This window comes from Acidaminobacter sp., assembly GCF_030247605.1.
In the GTDB taxonomy this organism is placed as follows: Bacteria; Bacillota; Clostridia; order Peptostreptococcales; family Acidaminobacteraceae; genus Acidaminobacter.
In genome coordinates, this window is the sequence record NZ_JAOTSB010000011.1 from 59,072 (window position 1) to 77,527 (window position 18,456).

20 protein-coding genes and 1 riboswitch are annotated in these 18,456 nt (G+C 47.0%); of the genes, 7 read left to right on the forward strand and 13 right to left on the reverse strand.

Annotated features, from left to right (window positions below; all coding sequences use genetic code 11):
* Positions 1–280 precede the first annotated feature (280 nt).
* Positions 281–1,627, reverse strand: a complete 1,347-nt coding sequence (gene rfbH / locus OEL90_RS07150; protein ID WP_291403670.1) for a lipopolysaccharide biosynthesis protein RfbH — start codon at positions 1,625–1,627, stop codon at positions 281–283.
* Positions 1,628–1,818: 191 nt separating this feature from the next.
* Between rfbH and OEL90_RS07155 the strand changes: the two genes are divergently transcribed.
* On the forward strand, positions 1,819–3,198 hold the full coding sequence (locus OEL90_RS07155; protein WP_291403668.1) for a mannose-1-phosphate guanylyltransferase/mannose-6-phosphate isomerase: 1,380 nt from the start codon (positions 1,819–1,821) through the stop codon (positions 3,196–3,198).
* 67 nt (positions 3,199–3,265) lie between these two features.
* On the opposite strand, the gene OEL90_RS07160 is transcribed toward OEL90_RS07155, so the two are convergent.
* Both OEL90_RS07160 and OEL90_RS07165 read right to left on the reverse strand, forming a co-directional pair.
* Complete coding sequence (locus OEL90_RS07160) at positions 3,266–3,502, reverse strand: hypothetical protein (protein ID WP_291403666.1); 237 nt, start codon at positions 3,500–3,502, stop codon at positions 3,266–3,268.
* A 157-nt stretch (positions 3,503–3,659) separates the two neighbouring features.
* Positions 3,660–4,460: a GNAT family N-acetyltransferase gene (locus OEL90_RS07165; RefSeq protein ID WP_291403664.1), complete on the reverse strand. Its 801-nt coding sequence runs from the start codon at positions 4,458–4,460 to the stop codon at positions 3,660–3,662.
* 247 nt (positions 4,461–4,707) lie between these two features.
* On the opposite strand from OEL90_RS07165, the gene OEL90_RS07170 reads away from it, so the two are divergent.
* The gene (locus tag OEL90_RS07170) at positions 4,708–6,105 is read left to right on the forward strand and encodes a hypothetical protein (RefSeq protein ID WP_291403662.1); all 1,398 of its coding nucleotides are present in this window, start codon (positions 4,708–4,710) and stop codon (positions 6,103–6,105) included.
* A gap of 68 nt (positions 6,106–6,173) precedes the next feature.
* On the opposite strand, the gene OEL90_RS07175 is transcribed toward OEL90_RS07170, so the two are convergent.
* The 4 genes from OEL90_RS07175 to tnpA form a co-directional block, all read right to left on the reverse strand.
* Positions 6,174–6,392, reverse strand: a complete 219-nt coding sequence (locus tag OEL90_RS07175) for a type II toxin-antitoxin system HicA family toxin (protein WP_291403659.1) — start codon at positions 6,390–6,392, stop codon at positions 6,174–6,176.
* Positions 6,385–6,825, reverse strand: coding sequence for a hypothetical protein (locus tag OEL90_RS07180; RefSeq protein ID WP_291403657.1), 441 nt, complete (start codon positions 6,823–6,825; stop codon positions 6,385–6,387). The genes OEL90_RS07175 and OEL90_RS07180 overlap by 8 nt, the downstream gene beginning before the upstream one ends.
* Before the next feature lie 147 nt (positions 6,826–6,972).
* The gene (locus OEL90_RS07185; protein ID WP_300687666.1) at positions 6,973–8,190 is read right to left on the reverse strand and encodes an RNA-guided endonuclease TnpB family protein; all 1,218 of its coding nucleotides are present in this window, start codon (positions 8,188–8,190) and stop codon (positions 6,973–6,975) included.
* Between the two features lie 15 nt (positions 8,191–8,205).
* Entirely contained in the window at positions 8,206–8,607 is a 402-nt protein-coding gene (tnpA, locus tag OEL90_RS07190) for an IS200/IS605 family transposase (RefSeq protein ID WP_300687668.1), read from the reverse strand.
* A 297-nt stretch (positions 8,608–8,904) separates the two neighbouring features.
* Between tnpA and OEL90_RS07195 the strand changes: the two genes are divergently transcribed.
* A complete protein-coding gene (locus tag OEL90_RS07195; protein WP_291402566.1) occupies positions 8,905–9,873 on the forward strand; it encodes a TIGR01212 family radical SAM protein in 969 nt (322 codons plus the stop codon).
* Positions 9,866–10,429, forward strand: coding sequence for a class I SAM-dependent methyltransferase (locus OEL90_RS07200; RefSeq protein ID WP_291402568.1), 564 nt, complete (start codon positions 9,866–9,868; stop codon positions 10,427–10,429). The genes OEL90_RS07195 and OEL90_RS07200 overlap by 8 nt, the downstream gene beginning before the upstream one ends.
* A gap of 168 nt (positions 10,430–10,597) precedes the next feature.
* Here OEL90_RS07200 and OEL90_RS07205 read toward each other — a convergent pair whose 3' ends face one another.
* From OEL90_RS07205 to OEL90_RS07225, 5 genes are all read right to left on the reverse strand, one after another.
* Complete coding sequence (locus OEL90_RS07205; protein ID WP_291402571.1) at positions 10,598–11,404, reverse strand: DNA-3-methyladenine glycosylase I; 807 nt, start codon at positions 11,402–11,404, stop codon at positions 10,598–10,600.
* Positions 11,405–11,550: 146 nt separating this feature from the next.
* The gene (locus OEL90_RS07210) at positions 11,551–11,715 is read right to left on the reverse strand and encodes a hypothetical protein (RefSeq protein WP_291402573.1); all 165 of its coding nucleotides are present in this window, start codon (positions 11,713–11,715) and stop codon (positions 11,551–11,553) included.
* Positions 11,716–11,925: 210 nt separating this feature from the next.
* Complete coding sequence (locus OEL90_RS07215; RefSeq protein ID WP_300687670.1) at positions 11,926–12,612, reverse strand: SanA/YdcF family protein; 687 nt, start codon at positions 12,610–12,612, stop codon at positions 11,926–11,928.
* Positions 12,613–12,617: 5 nt separating this feature from the next.
* Positions 12,618–13,019, reverse strand: a complete 402-nt coding sequence (locus tag OEL90_RS07220) for a hypothetical protein (protein WP_291402577.1) — start codon at positions 13,017–13,019, stop codon at positions 12,618–12,620.
* Positions 13,020–13,279: 260 nt separating this feature from the next.
* On the reverse strand, positions 13,280–14,584 hold the full coding sequence (locus OEL90_RS07225) for a glycoside hydrolase family 1 protein (protein ID WP_300687671.1): 1,305 nt from the start codon (positions 14,582–14,584) through the stop codon (positions 13,280–13,282).
* Between the two features lie 529 nt (positions 14,585–15,113).
* Between OEL90_RS07225 and OEL90_RS07230 the strand changes: the two genes are divergently transcribed.
* A complete protein-coding gene (locus OEL90_RS07230) occupies positions 15,114–15,446 on the forward strand; it encodes a hypothetical protein (RefSeq protein ID WP_300687673.1) in 333 nt (110 codons plus the stop codon).
* A gap of 220 nt (positions 15,447–15,666) precedes the next feature.
* On the forward strand, positions 15,667–16,131 hold the full coding sequence (gene bfr / locus OEL90_RS07235) for a bacterioferritin (RefSeq protein ID WP_291402583.1): 465 nt from the start codon (positions 15,667–15,669) through the stop codon (positions 16,129–16,131).
* Positions 16,132–16,242: 111 nt separating this feature from the next.
* Here the strand turns inward: bfr and OEL90_RS07240 are convergent, their stop codons facing one another.
* Positions 16,243–16,662: a hypothetical protein gene (locus OEL90_RS07240; RefSeq protein WP_300687675.1), complete on the reverse strand. Its 420-nt coding sequence runs from the start codon at positions 16,660–16,662 to the stop codon at positions 16,243–16,245.
* Positions 16,663–16,898: 236 nt separating this feature from the next.
* Positions 16,899–17,081: riboswitch (cobalamin riboswitch) on the forward strand.
* Between the two features lie 109 nt (positions 17,082–17,190).
* Here OEL90_RS07240 and cobT point away from each other — a divergent pair.
* Positions 17,191–18,318, forward strand: coding sequence for a nicotinate-nucleotide--dimethylbenzimidazole phosphoribosyltransferase (gene cobT, locus OEL90_RS07245; RefSeq protein WP_300687676.1), 1,128 nt, complete (start codon positions 17,191–17,193; stop codon positions 18,316–18,318).
* The last annotated feature ends 138 nt before the right edge of the window (positions 18,319–18,456 follow it).

Sequence of the window (18,456 nt, forward strand, 5' to 3'; positions counted from 1 at the left end):
GAAATATTTGGTGTTTGATTATTCGAGTCATTTATACCCAAATCGTCAAATATAATATTTATAATTTGACGATTTCGAAAACTATTTTATGTTAACTCCAAGGGGGGGGGCGACTCTTGCCCATAAAGTGGGATTAAACCACAGAGAAGCACTTTTCAAATTTCATTTCTAGGTTTGACATAGAATCCCGTTGACCTGCACAAAAAAAGAGGCAGGAATCGCTCCGCCTCTTTGGTTTCCATTAATTGAACCGTTTAGATTAAACTGTTACAGCCCGTTGTCATTTATGTGATTCTAATCTAACTGAATCAAGAATCACATGGCTCATCACCTCAAGCATCTCCTGATTCAAACCTGGATAGACACCCACCCATAAGCTGTTATTCATGATAAAATCCGTGTTCTCGAGTTCACTGACCACTCTGAATCCCTGTCTGCTTTGACGAAGCTGATCAAAGCATGGATGTCTGATAAGATTGCCGCTAAACAACATTCGAGTCTGAACGCCTCGTGCTTCAATGTTCTTTATGATCACCTCTCTATTCAGCCCAGCTTCCGGTCTCAGGGTCATCATAAAACCAAACCAGGAAGGTGATGAGCCTTCAAAAGCCTCCGGGAGAATAACCCGATCGCTGATTATGCTCAGCGCGTCCTTCAAATACTGCCAATTTTCGCGGCGGCGTCTGACAAAATCGGGCAGCTTTTTGATTTGAGCACAGCCAATTGCGCCTTGCATATCCGTTGCTTTGAGATTGTATCCGAAATGGGTGTAAACATATTTATGATCATACCCTTTCGGCAATTCTCCATATTGCTTATCAAAACGATGTCCGCAGAGATTATCCATTCCAGGCTTGCACTGGCAGTCTCTGCCCCAGTCTCTCATGGACATCAGGATTTTTGCCAGAAGGTCATTATTGGTATAAACCGCCCCGCCTTCTCCCATGGTCATATGATGAGGCGGATAGAAGCTTGAAGTGGCCAAATCCCCAAAAGTGCCTGTTAATTTGTCCTCATTTCCAACTTTAATGGTAGTGCCTAGCGCATCACAGTTATCCTCTATCAACCACAGCTGGTGTGCGTCACAAAATGCTCTGACAGCTTCAACATTAAATGGATTACCAAGTGTGTGGGCAATCATGACGGCCTTTGTACGATTGCTTAATGCTAGATTTAACTGCTCAACATCTATATTGTATTGTGGAATCGTAACATCCACGAAAACCGGTACAGCGCCATATTGAATTATTGGTGCTATTGTTGTAGGAAAAGCCGCGGCGACCGTTATAATTTCATCTCCGTGTTTTATGGCTTTTTCTCCAAGCAAAGGTGACGTCAGCGACATGAAGGCCAATAAATTAGCAGACGATCCTGAATTAACCAAAAAGCAATGGCGAACGCCCAAATAATTCGCGAACATCTGCTCGAAACTATCAGTATATCTTCCGCCGGTCAACCAGAAATCTAAAGCGCTATTGACGAGCATCATCAACTCCTCTTCGTCATAGACTCTTCCTGCGTAGACGATCCGATCACCAGTTTGATATGCTTTTTGATGATGATTCTCATAATATGTCTTAACAAGCTGCAGAATCTCATCTCTGTCTCTTGCTTCTTCTCTCGTCATGACGCATCCTCTCCATCCTATTAGCTGCAAACGCTGTCTCAGAACTTACAAAGTTAGATGCATGTAAATCATCTTCAAATTAAATATAAATATACCCAGAAATTATGCAGTTTCTCTTTGCACTGAATTTATCTGCTTTTTAAACAGATTCTGTCGCCGAAAAACAAACTTTGGACAGATTGGAGGTCATTATGAAGATCATCATATTAGCAGGCGGATGCGGCGCGAGGCTATGGCCACTCAGCCGCACACATTATCCAAAACAATTCATTAAATTTCATGGAAAATCCAAATCTTTGTTTCAGGATACCTTTGAAAGGAGTCTGATGTTGGCATCTCCAGACGACATCTATGTCGTGACGAATGAAAGTTATAAATTTTTGGTGATGGGTGCAGTTGAAGAATTAGGCGTAAAATTTTCAGAGGAACAGATTCTGGTTGAGCCTGTTCCAAAAAATACTTTGCCTGCCATATATGCTGGCGTACAGGAAATCATAAAAATAGAACATGAGATTGTCGTTGTTTTTCCATCTGACCATATCATCTCGGATGGAAATTCCTTCGCAGCTTTGATCAAAGCATCCATCCCACTTGCGCGAGACTCCATAATAACTTTTGGCATCACACCTGACCATCCTCATACTGGCTATGGTTATATTGCGCCAGGAGAACAGAGAGAAAACGGTTTTCTGGTTAAAACCTTCAAGGAAAAACCCGACCTCGAAACAGCCAAAGCCTATATAGATGACGGATATTATTGGAATGCAGGGATCTTCATGTTTCATACCAAACTTTTTATCGAAGAGGTCAAGCGTTACGTGCCTGAAATCCATTTGGCGTTTGCAGAAGGCGGCAGCCTCAAAGACTGCTTCTCCAGGATTCAGAATCCAATATCTATGGACTATGGGATTATGGAGAAAAGCTCAAGAATCTCGGTTGTGCCCGCGGCAATCGGCTGGAACGATTTGGGTAGCTTTGATGCATTCTATGATGTTTTTGAGAAGGATTCTTCAGGCAATATTTCCAATCAAAAAACTATATCCGTCAATGCCACGGATAATCTGATTTATTCTGAACCTGGAAAGCTCGTCGCAGCGGTCGGTGTGGATGATCTGATCATTATTGACAACAGAGACGCATTGCTGATTTGCAAAAAAGACCAATCTCAAAATGTGAAAGACGTTGTTGAAATCCTGAAACTGCAGGACGACCCAAGAACCGAATATCATATTGAGGACTATCGCCCGTGGGGTCATTACAAAATCCTTGAAGAAGAAAAAGATTCCTTCAAAATAAAGAGAATTACGGTTCATCAAGGTAAAAAACTGAGCTATCAGCTTCATCACCACAGAAGCGAGCATTGGGTCGTCGTCCGCGGCATGGCTCGCGTAACAATCGATGACGAGGTGAAATTCGTATGCGCCGGCGAAAGTATTTTCATGAAACCGGGACAGCGGCACCGTCTGGAGAATCCAGGCAAGATTCCTCTTGAAATCATTGAGGTTCAAATGGGCGAATATTTGGAAGAGGATGATATTGTAAGATTTGATGATGAATATGGCAGAAAATAATTTTACTAAAAATTGGCGTAGCGGAAGTCGGAACATCGACCTCCACTGCGCCAATTTCTATTCTTTTCTATTCTCGGCAAGTTAGCCCCAATTCTTCTTTTAAATTATAAAGCAGCCTGCCAAAAGTCCAAATATAAGTGACAATGGCCACACCCCATACCACATGGATGTGGCGTTTGAAGAATTTTTTGTAGTTTAGACCGAATAAAACACCTACAGCGATCAGACAGGTTTTGAGGATGGCGAAATCGACAACGTTATACCGGTTGACTGCGCTCATAGCTTTATCGATGAAATCTTTCATGGTTCATTTACCTCCCTTTTGGAACTGAGCTTTCTATCTTATTCATACCAATATTAAGATGCGTTCAATCGGGAATTTCAGAACAGAAACTCGGTGTCAGACACCCGGTTTCTCTTCAGTTTAGAACAGAAACTCGGTGTCAGACACCAAGTTCCACCTAGAAAGCCCCCGCATCGACTAAGTACCACCTGTAATGGGTTATGGTTTCAAAGCCCAATCTCCTATAGACCGGCTCACCGGCAATGGAAGCTTGGAGTACCACGACCTCAGCCCCCAACTCGAATCCGGCATTGGTTGCAACTGCTGTCATCAGCGCCCCCAGTCCCTTCCCCCGTTCATCTGCAACCGTTCCTACGTAGTAGATGCCCGCGGCTTCCCCGCTGAAAACCATTGTCGCCGCTGCTATTGGCTGATGGTCCCTATACGCCACCCACGCCCCCACCGACTCCCCCACGAGAATCCGCTCATGGCTGAACATTTCCCTGGTGACATCTGCTGACTTGTTGAAAGCATCCATGACTACAACCTCATAATCTTCAATCTCTTTTTCGTCTAAGACTTTTCTGATCGTGACACCTTCTGGAATCTTTTGCTGTTCGATTGGTTTATAGGTCAGCATGCCCGTTGAACCTGGAATTCTTAGGGGTGTGAAACCTTTTTCTTTCAAGAAGACTTCAAGCGACAGATCTGCATGTTCTCTGACCCAAATGACGAAGCCTCTGTTGTCCTTCGAAAAAAATTGCTTCGCCTCGCTCAACAGAGTTTCTGGATCTGTTTGTTCCAGGCAGAGTGCGCCATTGAGGTGACCGTCCATGCTGTCGATGCCGAGATTGAACAAGATGTAAGTCTCTGCTTTTTTTGCCACCCCATGAAGTGAATGTTTATTCCTGTAAAGAATGGCGTCGGCCAGGTTTTGATCAGCCAGCTTTAGTTTGTGATTCAGGTCTTTGTTTGTCACGTTCATCCCTCCAACATGGAAGAAGGTGCCAGACACCTTCTTCTCAAATTCTAAATCGTTTAGGTCACAATAGTCAGAGCATTTCTTTATCCAATTTTAATGTCACTGGAGCCTTATACCGGGTATACATATAATGCATACTTGGTGTTAATTCAACCAGGAACTATCACGCAATATAATGTCTCCTGGTGGAGCGGCGACACTACCGACCAAGTATGGTCGGTTTTTTTATGAAAGGGTGAAAAAAATGACCATTAAGATGAAGTCACCATGGACACTTCTTTCGACTTTAATGTTAGTCTTTAGCTTGCTGCTAGCCGCAGCACCTGCAAGTGTGGCTGAAACTGTCAATCCGCAGTCCTCAGAGGTTTCTTTGGAAGTGCTGTTGAACAAAATCACCGCTCTTGAAAATGAGGTAAAGACCCTTAGGGAAAACATTACTATCCTGGAGTCAAGACTTGATGCTGTTGATGATCCAGCAGTCCCAACTTCTCTGGTCAGCAAGTATGACACTTTGCTTAAAGGTGTTACCAGGGAACTCGTGGACGGACGTGATACCTTGCGTTTTTCCGGCATGAACGTACAAATCGTCAACGGACTGGGTGATACCTCAACACTGGATCAGCTGGGTCTTGGGAACTTGATTATTGGCTACAACAAGAGCAGGATGACGGTCATGCCGCCGCTTAAGCCTGAACTTGACCTGAGAGCAGGGTCTCACAATCTGATCCTGGGAGACTACAACAACTACGAGGAAGATGCCTTTGGCGGAATTATTGCAGGTTCGTACAACCAGATTGGCGCGCCTTATGCCTCCGTTCTGGGCGGAGAATCCAATAAAGCCGTCGAAGCTTTTGCTTCCATTCTGGGCGGCAATGGCAATACCGCGTCCGGAAAAGCCGCAGCTATTTCAGGCGGTGCTTCCAACACAGCTAAGGGAAGCTTTTCCTCAGTTTCCGGTGGATTTGGCAACCTTTCAAGCGGGCAATATGCACTTGTCGCCGGCGGTAATAAAAACAGCGCCAGCGGCCTCTTCACATCAATCCTCGGCGGCTATAGCAATACCGCAAGCGGCGCCCGCGCTTCAGTCTCAGGCGGCCAAAACAACCTGGCATCCGGTGCCAACGCTTCAGTCACCGGCGGAACCAATAACCTGGCAAGCGGCGCCAATGCTGCTGTCACAGGTGGGGATAAAAATACAGCCAGTGGCGTCAGCGCTTCTGTTACAGGTGGTTTAAGCAATAGTGCCAGCGAAGTAAACGCTGCCGTAACCGGCGGACTTAAAAATACTGCTTCTGGTATTGAAGCCTCCGTTTCAGGCGGTGTAAACAATACGGCCAGCGGTGCTGGCGCTTCTGTATCCGGAGGTCAGAATAATACAGCCAGCGGTGCCCATGCTTCCGTTTCAGGCGGAGACACGAATGCGGCCAGCCACCGCGATGCTTCCGTCCTCGGCGGATATAAAAATACTGCCAGTGGCTTAGCTTCAACCATCTCCGGCGGCGGTACCAACAAATCAGCCGGCACAGGAACCTCTGTCCTTGGCGGCGGCAATAATACCGCCAGTGGCATAGGCGCAACTGTCTTGGGCGGTGAACTTCAAAATGCACTTGGATGGTATTCTATTGAACCTATGACAGAATAGCGGAGATGGAATGCGCGGGTTGGAAGGCGGGGTCGATAGGTGCTAGCCGCAGATGCCGCCTTCCACTTTTAAAGTTTTTTATTGAAATATTCTTCAGTGACTTGCAATTGATTTTTCAAAATCTCCCTCCATAAGTGAAAAGGGATTTCTTTTGAGCTTCTGGAAACTTTCGTTCGTTTAATGGTTCCATCAGGAAGAATCTTTCGATAATAGTCATGATCCGTAGATTTGAACAATTCCCAACTATCTCTTTCACAAAATTGCTTTAATTCTTTCCATCTAGGCATTATTCTTAACCACTTGGTAGAGCTCAACTTCTTCCCGAAGTCGATCAACAGTGTTTGTCATTGAATTTATTTTGTATACGTATGGGAAATGTGATTTCCTATTTGGAGATTTGAAATAAAGATCAAAGTTTTGCATGTACTCCGCTGCGTATTCTATTAAATCTTCTATAAGTGTCTCTTTAAGTTGATCGATAGTTTCTTCGTTTGCGGCTAATTCCAGTTCATTTAAAACACCTGTAAAAGAGCCGTCTTCCTCTTGCACAATATTTATTCTGATCTTTAGAGACTCAAGCAGCGCATCCATTTGATCCATTGATAATACTGCCAGCAGATCACGATTTCTTTTCACGAAAGCAGGTTTATTTCTGATCACATCATCAACGAATTCACTCCAATGCTTTCTTACGTCCGTGGCATTCAGTACTCGAAACATGATCTCATCCCCTTATATCATCATAATATACCTTGCTGTAATGACATTGAACTACCCATGACTGAAGTCACGGGATTCTTGGGTCCTCACATCCAGCGATGCGAAATATACCAAGCTATCCCCACAGTTCCTGCGGTTCATGTTACGTTAACTTACATTTTTTAATCCCTCTTTTAAAATGTTGATCGCCGCGTTGAAATCCCTGTCGATCTCTAGTCCACATTCCTCGCACTGATACAGCCTTACACTTAAATCCTTTGTCTGTCCACTTTGATGACCACATTCAGAGCAGATTTGACTGGACGCATAGAACCTGTCTACTTTGCGAACCAGCTTATAATTCCATTTACCCTTGTATTCCAGTTGTCTGAAAAACTCCGAAAAGCCCGCGTCAGCAACGCTCTTTGCCAGTCGTCTGTTCTTAATCATACCCTTCACATTTAGGTCTTCTATGTAGATCTGATCGTAGCGATTGATCAGCGATATGCTCAGCCTGTGAATGAAATCCTTTCGACAGTTTCTAACCCGCTTATGCCAACGGCTCACTTTAACGCGCTGTCGGTTTCGATTCTTTCCGCCTTTCTGACGACGACTGAGCTTTCGTTGCTCTTTGATCATGCGTTTTTCATATTTTCGGTAATATTTTGGATTTTCTGCGACTTCCTTGTCAGAGGTGTAATAGAACGCTTTCAAGCCCATATCGATACCAACATTTGAACCCGTCGCAGCAGTTGGCTCATGCTCTATTTCAATACAGCACAGGCTGATGTAATACTTTCCATCTGATTCTTTTGTAACCACTGCAGAAACCATTCTACCCTGATAGAGTCTTGAATAGGCAATTTTGACATCTTTTACTTTTGGAAGTTTGATTTTGCAGTTTTGCTTTCTATACTTGCCGGAGGAGGTATACTGAACTTCCTTTTCCTTGACCTCAATATTGTTTCCAGTCCAGCTTATTTTGCAGGACTGGACTAAATCTCTGTAGGATTTGAATTTCGGATGTCCTTCCAGATCGTAAAAGGTAAGTTCTTTGCCTGTCCGCGCTGCTTTTTCCAGGGTTTTCTTCGAGTATTTCTTTGAACCTTTATTAAAGCGTGAATAAGTACTCGCTAAGTCTTTAAGTGTGTTCTGTAAAACAGATTTTTCGCATTGATAGAGCCATGGATGATTGCCCTTGAGCTCAGTGAGCAGCTTCGACATCTTATTGTAGGTCAGGAGGTGTTCCTGCTTCTCATATCGGTCCATATTCAGTTTCAGAAAATGATTCCAGACAAAACGCTTTGCTGAGAACATAGTCTCAAGTTGTTCCTGCTGAGTTTTATTGGGTTGTATTCTGTACTTATAGCCCTTTTCAATCAGCATGCCCTCAGCACCGCCTTATTTTTCTTTTTGTGATTGTATGTATTCTCTAACCTGAGCTTCTGTATTCTCAGACACCGTAGCGACAAAGTAACTTGGGTTCCATAAATGACCGCCCCAGAGGCTGTCTTTAAGCCATGGACATTCTTTAAAAATAAATCTGCCGCTGACACCTTTGAGCGCTTTAATGAAGTTGGGAATATAATGCTGAGGTTTACAGTCGATCAGCAAGTGAACGTGATCTTGATCACAGTTAAATTCTTCGATAGTAAATCCATTTTCATCCGCTATTTTAAAAAGGATTTCTTTGAGCTTTTCTTCTACAATACCTGTCAGAACTTTTCGTCTATACTTGACGCACCAGACAATATGATACTGAATGGAGTAGACATAACCTCGACCCTTTTTTACTTTTGACATTCCACAACACCTCAGTACCATTATAACATATGGCTATGTTGTAACAAAGTAATTTGAAGGATTACAATTTAATTCATAACTATACATAAGGCACCGCTAACCCACGACTGAAGTCACGGGTGTGCGCGGTTGTTTAATCAACGAATAAAACGTACACAGCGTACATTATTGAGGTCAGGCGGTGTCTGACACCGCCTTCCACCTTGTCTCTTCCACCCGCATCAACTGAGGAAAATGGCGCCCAAGCCATTTTCCTTCCTGGGTTTTGTGATAAAATAGTGCCTGAGGTGATCACACTTGTACCCATTCAACCTGGAAGATCCTAACGCCAAACGTTATCATACATGGAGCCAGCATCTGAAATCACAATTTGGCGAAAAAGTTTTCAAAGTCGCTCTGGATGGCGGCTTCAGCTGCCCGAACAGGGATGGCAGCATTGGGACCGGCGGATGCACTTTTTGCTCAGAGTCCGGTTCGGGAGACTTTGCCCAAAGCCATCTGGATCCGCTTCCCGTCCAACTGAAAAAAGGCATCGAACTCGAGCACAAAAAGTGGCCCAACTCGACGAAATACCTTGCCTATTTCCAAAACTTTTCAAACACCTACGCTCCGGTAGAGGTCCTGAGAGAGCGCTACGAACAGGTTCTCCGGGAAGAAGGCGTCGTAGGCATCATGATCGCGACCCGTCCGGATTGCCTGCCCCCAGAAACCATTGCTTACCTGGCAGAGCTTAATAAAAGCCATTATCTTTGGGTGGAACTCGGTCTGCAGACCATTCATGATGACACGGGCGAACGCATCAACCGCGGCTACACCTACGACACCTACCTTAAAGCCGTGGAAGCCCTCAGAAAACATGGCATCCGGGTCTGCACCCACATGATCAACGGCCTGCCTGGCGAATCCCGCGACAGGATGATGGAAAGCCTGGCACGGGTCCTCCTCGACTCTGACATTCAAGGCATCAAGATTCACCTGCTTCATCTCATGCAAAATACCGCCCTGGTCCAGGATTACGAAGCCGGGCGGCTGCAGTTTCTCGAGAAAGACGAGTATGTGGGCCTCGTGTGTGACCAGCTGGAGCTGATCCCGCCAGAGATCGTGATTCACAGACTGACGGGAGACGCCCCCCGAAGATCCCTGATTGGACCCCTCTGGAGTCTCCATAAGTGGGAAGTCCTCAACAGCATTGACGCCGAGCTGAGACGTCGCGGCAGCTATCAAGGCATGCGCGACATCCGAAAGCGGGGTGAACACCATGATTGAGTCCCCGCTGGCCTTTAGCCACACCCTGCTTCGCCAGTGCGTCAGGGCGGGCGATGTGGTGGTGGACGCGACCATCGGCCACGGTCATGATACGCTGCTGCTGGCCGAGCTGGTCGGTCCGACCGGACGGGTACTGGGGTTCGACATTCAGCCACAGGCCGTTGAGAGCACCCGGGCGAAGCTCATCGCGGCGGGGCTGGACGGGCGCGTGACTCTGTTTCAAGAAAGCCACGAGCATGCCGCAGCGCGGCTTGGCGAGACGCAAACCATTGGCGCGGCCCAGTTCAACCTGGGGTACCTGCCCGGTGGTGACAAGGGCATCGTGACCCAGGGGTCGTCGACGCTGCGCTGTCTGGAAAGTCTGCTTCCCAGGCTGCGGCCTGGCGGCATGGCTATTTTCGTCGTTTACTACGGTCATGACGGCGGCCCGGAGGAGAAGAACAAGCTGCTCTCGTTTGTGGACGGCCTGGACCAGACGGATTTCACGGTCCTGCAGTACAGCATGCGCAATTGGCGCAGCGATCCGCCGTTTCTGATCGCCATCCAAAAGAGATAAAAAATGTTTAGCAGCGCGGCACTTAGTCACGAGTGCCGCAATCTAACTGGAGAAGTTTGCCTTGGAAGAGCGTAAAAGGACAGTTGGCCGATGGTCACCTGAAGTCCCCCCCTCTCGACCATCGGCCAACTTCTTTTTTATTTACAGAAGGACTCTTCCCAACCTCCCTCACTGCCCAAACTGCTGCAGCACCTTCACGACATACTCAAGCGGAAGCCTTGTCGCGGCACTGATACCGCGCCCCACGTAAACCGCTTCGAGGTAATCCCACTCATAAGAAACGAGATCCTGGCGTTTGAAGGCGCGCATCACTTCCCGAGTCGGCTTGAAGACTTCAAACCCAAGATCCGTCATGAAGTTTAAAGTGGTCATCTCCCCCAGGAAGTAGAAATTCTGCTGAAGCTCGTCATACAGCTGAAGCAATGCGTAGCTGTTGTGCTTGTCGAAAAAATCACGATAGTGATCCAAGAAATTTTGTGCCGATCCAAAGCGATTTGTCAGGTCCAGCAAGACCCAGGCGTTATCGTAGCAGGCTTTGATTTTGGACCTGTTCTTGATCATATTGGGATCACTGCGCATAGCTTCAAGGGCTTTGTCCTCATAGTGGACGACCTTTCTGAAGTCTTCGAAATACTTGAAGACAGCAGGCATGTAGCGGTCAATCACTGACGGTCGAAAGCCCGAATAAAAGATGGTTTTAACCAAGGTCTGGTAGAAGACCTCATCTGAAATAGCGTGCCGCTTGGGCGATTCATATTGCCGGTGCATGTCGACGAGCTCTTCCTCTGTGCTTCTTCCACTGAGTACTAATTCGCGATGAAGGTCAAAGAATTTCTCTGCCAGAACCTCTGCTTCCGGAACCTTTGCCAGGATTTCAAAAAATAGAAGGTCTATGTTGCTGCAGGGAAAAATTTCAGTGTGCATTTCAAACGCGGGCATATCTGGGTTGAAGTTTTCGGGGTTGATGTTTTCCAATGGATCCTCTCCTTAATTTATATTTCTTTATATTTTCACAATATCCATATTATACCATTTTGTAAAGTAAAAAAACTGCTGCTTTTCAGGCAGCAGTAAATTTAATTTAATTTAATTTGTGCATCCCTTTGAGAATGAATGATTCTTCAACCCTCTAAATCATTCTGTTCCTCAAGTACCTCAAGCACTTCTTCACATTCGGCTTCGGTCAGCTCGTTTTCCATTTGCGTGAGCAGTATGTTGTATTCTTCGAGGCTGTTCGCGTTTTTTAACGCTTCAATCCAGTGCTCCATTAACCTTTGGTTTGCCATGGCTTTACCTCCTCGACCGGTACAGCCTGTGTGAAGGTGCCTATTGCATTGATACCCCAAACTTCTGATTATGAACCCTGGAAGCAGAAGAAAGGGTCAATAGGCATGAGCCGCTGACACCTTCTTCCAGCAAGTCTCCATCAAAAAAACGAAAGCCGGCGCCACTAACCTTTCGCCAGCAGCTTCCGACTCCCTATTCACCACTCCATCTCAGTCATGACTCAGCCTTCCATCCCCCGTAATAGGAATAACCTCACCCAAATACTTTGGCTCCGGCTTAATAAAGCACATGACAAAATCTTTGTTTTTTGCCAGAAATTCTCTGACATCCCTGCCCCACTGTCCTGCATAATGATTGCCCTCAGCGCTGATACCCACAGCCTGCAGGCCCAGCCTCTTGGCAATATAAAGCGCCCTGTACAAATGATAATTCTGGGTGACCACCACCGCCTCCTCAACTTCAAAGATCGCTCTAGCCCTATAAATTGAATCATAGGTCGAAAAGCCCGCGTGATCCAAAAAGATGTCCTCGGCCTGAATGCCTTGGGCCAACACATAGCCCTTCATGGCATTGACCTCGTCATAACGTTCCTGTCCATTGTCTCCGCTGAGAAGAAGCTTCGGCGCGACACCCGCCTCATACAGCTCTATCCCCTTGTCCAGCCGGTCCCGCAGCATGAAGCTCGGCGTCCCATCAGGCCTAATCCCGGCGCCAAGAACCAGGATGCAGTCCGCCTGAGTATTGGCACCAGCTTCCAGAGCCTCAACCTCCGATACAATCCCACAGCTCATGCTAGTGGTCACATAACCACCAATCACAAAAGGGATCACCAGCAGAATAAACAAAATTGGGAAAACGCTCTTCCGAAAATTAATAGTCTTCGTCTTCGTCTTCATACCCATCATTCCACATGCAAATAAATCGCAATCATGAGCAGCACCGCGATCCCCCTGTGCAGCTTCAGCCAAAGGCCGCCGCGCTTTTTCCTGTAAAAGCCATAGCCCCCCAGCGCGACCTGAAAAATCAGGACTGAGGCTGCCATTGCTCCGGTCAGACTGAACCCATAGGTAAAAAACTGAACCAAAAAGTGCAAGAGCAGCGCGCCGATGGTCATAACACCAAACACCTTATGATACTTGACAACGACCTTCATCAACGCACTGAAGCCCTTAAACACCAGATCATTCTTTTTGATCTGAGCGCGAAATTTCTTATTCACCCATTTGACGAAAAAGTTGAGAATCGTCAACCCATAGAGAAAGATAATGGTGCCGCCCAGAAATTCGCCTAAATCCTCGAACATAGCCTCGACCTCCTGATCTGATCTAAATTAAATAAGGGTATTTCGATACCACTATGGGCAGTTTAGGGATTAGATTGTGTACAACCTATTCCGCTTTCTCCCTACAGTGACCTCAATACCCACACAATTAGCTCATCTATCACAAGTCCGCAAATCTTTCCAAATCGCTTAAATGTCGCATTGCGATGAAACCGGGTGTCTGACACCAAGTTTCCCCAACAGAGATGAAACCGGGTGTCAGACACCAAGTTTCATCCTTTTTATTCCATTACACCATGATTTCTGCAAAGCTCAGCATAAAACTCACCACTTTTTCGAAGGGTCCTCTCTTGGGTTTTAAAGTTGACGGCAAATAGTCCAAAGGGGCCTGACTCGCCTTCCAGCAGCTCAAAATTATCCAGGAGGCTCCAGTGGTAGTAGCGCTCTACCGGAAGGCCCTCCTCGATCAGCTCGGAAACGGCCTTTAGGTGGTCGTAGATAAATTGAGTACGGAAGGCATCTGCAGCGTCGCAGGTGCCGTTTTCGGTGATCCAGATGGGGAGGGATGGGTGGTGGCGGTGGGACCATCGGCAGACTCTTTTGAGGCCTTCGGGATAGATTTCCCAGCCGAGATCATTTTGGGGCTTGTCCGGCAGCATTTCGGTATAGAAGCCCCGGCCGTGGACACCATGACGCGAATAATAATTGATGCCCATGAAATCTGAAACCACCTGCCTGCGTTTAAACACACCGGAGAGGCTAAGGGGCGGCAGCAGACGTCCTGTGGTAAAGGCCATGACTGCCGCGCCCTGGAACAGATAGGACATAAGCTTTGCCGCAGCGCGATCCAACCATTTTGGGCTGTAGGGCACGAAATCGATCAGGTGATGGGCCACGCCCACGCAGGTCTGACCCCCATAGTCTGCTTGTTCGTCATCAGCGCAGGTCTGACCCCCGCTGTTGCGATTGGAACGCAGCTCGTGAATCAGATCATAGGCTCTGATGTGACAGCGGGCAAGATTGGCGAGGACTTTCATGGTCATACGAAAGTTCTTTTCTCCCGGAGGCCAGATGCCAAAATAGTACCCGTTGGTGGCATAAACATTGGGCTCATTAATGGTGACATAGTCCTGGACGAGGTCGCCCAGATGCTCGACGACATAACGCACATAGCGTTCAAAATAGGTGGCGCAGTTCGGGTTCAAAAATCCGCCGAGGTCGGCGAACCAGAGCGGGATGGAGAAGTGGTGGAGGGTGACCATCGGCTGAATGCCGTTTTCTTTTAGAAGTGACAGCTCCCGACGGTAGTGGAGAATGGCGGCGTCGCTGAAAACGCCGTTTTCCGGCTCGATGCGGCTCCATTCGAGGCCCATGCGGTAAACCTGCTGGTGGGTGTCTGTCAGCAGTCGAAGGTCTTCGTCAATGCGGTTCCAGTGGTCAGCGGCGCGTAAGCAGCTGGAGCCGTCCTTGATGCGGCCTTCTTCGCACCACTTGAACCAGGTGTTATTTCGGTCGCCGCCCTCGATTTGCATTGCGGAGGTCGCACTGCCCAGGAGGAAATGATCCGGAAGTTTGAAGGGCTTCACAAGTTTAGTCGCCTCCTTTGAGGTTGCCTTATCCACGACCATTGCAGATGCATTCGCAGCAGCATTTACCTCGATAACTTTGTCTTCGTTATAAAATGATTAAGGGCGGCTTCAGGTCACGGATCAGTTCAACGGATCAATTCGACAGAAGTTGAAATTTTGCGGTGGTGTTTAAGGGAACTGATTGAAAGGGAGCGGTGAAGCACATGAAGACCTATAAGAAATATATGTATTTATATCCATTCTCTCGGGAATTATTCAGCAGGTGAACCCTTCAATTTTCTAACTTTAATCCGGCCGTTGATTGATTCTCCACTTCTAAAACGGATGAAGAATTCATAGGCTTTGACAGGCATAGTTATGTGCTGGCCGCAGTCGTATCCGCAGCTGTTGACACCACCTTACACCTCCCCCTTTCTGCGTCTGATTCCGTGAAAAACGCACTTTAGTTTTATACAATTCAGGGTATAAACATAAATGACCAACTGACCACTTGCATTCAATTCACTTTGAAAAGGAGGCTTATGTCATGAAGACCACTTTTCTTCCCAAATCTAAACCCGGACAGTGGTCGGTCATACTGTTCGCAATATTTATCATGTTCACGTTTTTAGGTACTTACCTGTCGAGAGCCTTGAATAACGACATTGAATATCCAAATCCAATAAACAGTCCTGTTTTGGGCACTGCGATCTATCTTACTTTTATCATTGCAGGTGCAGCCTTCATTACCGGAATCCGAGCTTTGTTGAAACACAAAGAACGCGCCATAGCGGTATATATTGTGATGGTGATTTCCGGGTATTTCGCTCTTGCCGGTTCCGCATTGTTCATAGTTGGAATGTTCGAGCTGCTAAGATGATACAAAAAACCATCCCCCTTGCACATTAGAGTGCAACATGGGGATGGTTTAGTTAGATATCCTATTCACTTTCATGCCATGATCGTCAGCAAGCAAACTACATTGCACACAACTTAATTCACTTTCCCCCATACCAACTTGACAATATAGCGTTTATAATCCGCAAAAAAGGGAAATTAGATAACGATGCACAAAACATTAAAATAAGGGAGTTGAGCGTATGAAAGGCAACAAAGAATTGATCGACGCGCTGAATGGTCTTCTGTCCGACGAGCTCACCGCCGTCAACCAGTACATGGTCCACTCCGAGATGTGCTCCAACTGGGGCTATGAAAAACTACATAAACATTTCGAAAAACGTGCCATTGATGAGATGAAGCATGCGGAGAAACTCATCGGCAGAATTTTGTTCCTTGAAGGTATTCCAATTGTGACCCAGCTCAACAAAGTCCATATTGGCAGCGATACCGCCAAGCAGCTGGAAAACGACCGATTGGCAGAAGTTGACGCCGTCAAGGCTTACAACGACGCAATCGTCCTTGCCGGTGAAGTCAGAGATTTCGCCACCCGTGAAGTCCTCGAGTCCATCCTGAACGACGAAGACCGCCACCTGGACGGCATCGAAGAGCTCCAGGACCAAATCTCCCACATGACCCTGCCTCTTTTCCTCACAACTCAGCTTTAATTTAAAGGCAAACGCAGCGCCATATTTTTAAAAAATAACCAGCCTAATCTGATGGTCAATTCCAATGACCGCCAAACAGGCTGGTTTATTTTTTCAGTAAAATCATTCTCACTACTGGCTTTTCCGCTTGATCTCACTACCAGGCTTAAACCTAAGCGCAGACCAGTCCTCATCCAGCGCGATCTGTCTGACAGGTTCCAAGCCAAGGTCCTTAAGAGCGTCCCAAAAGTCGTCACGGCTTAAATCTGACTTGTATCTTTTGGATGATTTTTTGGGATACGCCACCCAGATTAACCCTGATGGATCCATGGCGCTTTTAAGGATTGGTTTACTCTCTTCCAGCTGCGCTTGGTCCCTCGCGAAGATCAAAACAAAGGGGCAAGGCGCACCGGGTGGATCAGCTAGAACCGTTAATTGGTCCCGCCACTGCGTCAGTACACTATCAAATTCTTCCGGGGCATTCAAAGCAAATAATGTAGTCTGATCCTTAACGTTGAGTTTTTTTAAAAGTTCTGCCACCGTTTGATCCATAACTATTCTCCTCATGTTTTACTTTCATACATCCCTTTTATACCTTAATGGCGCTTTTTCACTCAAATTGGCAGACGGTATTTTGCTGAAAGCAAACTAAGTTGTACACAACCTAATCCACTTTCTCCGACATGTGCTACCTAAAGACACACAATTTCACTCTCCATTGAATTTTCATGGGAAGCAAATTCTATTTCACCCTTGAATTCTGTCGATATTCTGTTAGAATCATAGTAATTGAACATACGCTCTTAGGTGCCCCACATTGGGGAGAATAGGGAAACCGGTGAAATCCCGGTACGGACCCACCACTGTATAGGACGAGTCTTTCGCTGATCCACTGGCTTCTGCCGGGAAGGGGGCGATTTAAGACGCTTGAGTCCTTGAGTCAGGAGACCTGCCTAAGAACAAAAGTCTTTCCTGGGTAATGGAAAGCAGCGGAGATGACGGCAAAGTCCCGACCACAATACTTTTTATTGTGGCGGGGCTTTATTTTTTTACCAAAATTTGACTTGGAGGAGATTCAAAATGACATCAGAACTCAACACAAACAAATTTCACGGGTTAGAAGCACTCAAAAACGCCAGTCCGGAAGCACTTGAAGCGGCATTAAAAGAACTCGCAGGCGGCATCGATGCGCTGGATCAGAATGCGGCTGCCGGCATGCAGCAGCGCCTGGACTCCAAAATTAAACCTCTGAGAAGTCTTGGCGTCTTAGAAGACATTGCCCAGCAAATCGCAGGGATCATGCGCACCCCTAACCCAAAACTCAACAAAAAAGCTGTTCTCTTGATGGCAGGCGATCACGGCGTCGTCGTGGAAGGCGTCAGCGCTGCACCTCAAGAAATCACAGCCCAAATGTTTTACAGTTACCTGAGAGGTGAAGCCGGCATCAACGTCCTGGCAAGGCACGGCGGCGCGGAGGTCATCTGCACGGATATTGGCATTGTCTCCCCTTTGGATCCCCCTGAGCTCATGGCCAACCGGGTCAAAAACGGCACGGACAACATTGCCCATGGACCAGCCATGACAAGAGAAGAAGCTATACGCGCGATTCTAACCGGCGCGCGAATCGCCTCAGAAGCCATTGATTCAGGTATCAACCTCCTGGCTACCGGCGAAGTCGGCATTGGAAACACAACGCCAAGCGCGGCGCTGATTTCCGTCTTCACCGGACACAGTGTCGAGGAAGTCACAGGCCGCGGCACTGGACTTAAGGACGACGCCCTCAAGCATAAGGAAAGCATTATCCGCCAAGCGATCGAAGTCAACCAGCCTGACCCTGCTGATCCAATCGGTGTGCTGTCCAAAGTCGGCGGCCTCGAAATTGCGGCGCTGACCGGTGCGATCCTGGAAGCTGCTTACCGTCACGTACCTATCATCCTGGACGGCATCATCTCCACCGCTGCAGCTCTGGCAGCCGCTCAAATCGCGCCTCTTGCGGCAGCGTATATGATCTCCTCCCACAACTCTGAGGAAAAAGGCCATGAGATTGGCCTCAAACAGCTTGGCATTAACTTCCGCCTCGATTTCCACATGAGACTGGGCGAAGGGACCGGCGCTGCTCTAATGTTTCCTATGGTAGAAGCCGCGCTGAAGATCGCGGATGAAATGGCGACTTTCAATGCTGCGGGTGTCACGACAGGTGATTTTTAAACTAAAAGGCCACTTCCGGGTTCTTTCCTGAGTAGCTCAGATGTGGTTTTGGATTGAATGACCATCGGCTAAAAAACAAGCACTAAAATAGCCAGGACAAAGACTCGCGTATTCAAGTCATTTGTCCTGGCTTAGTTT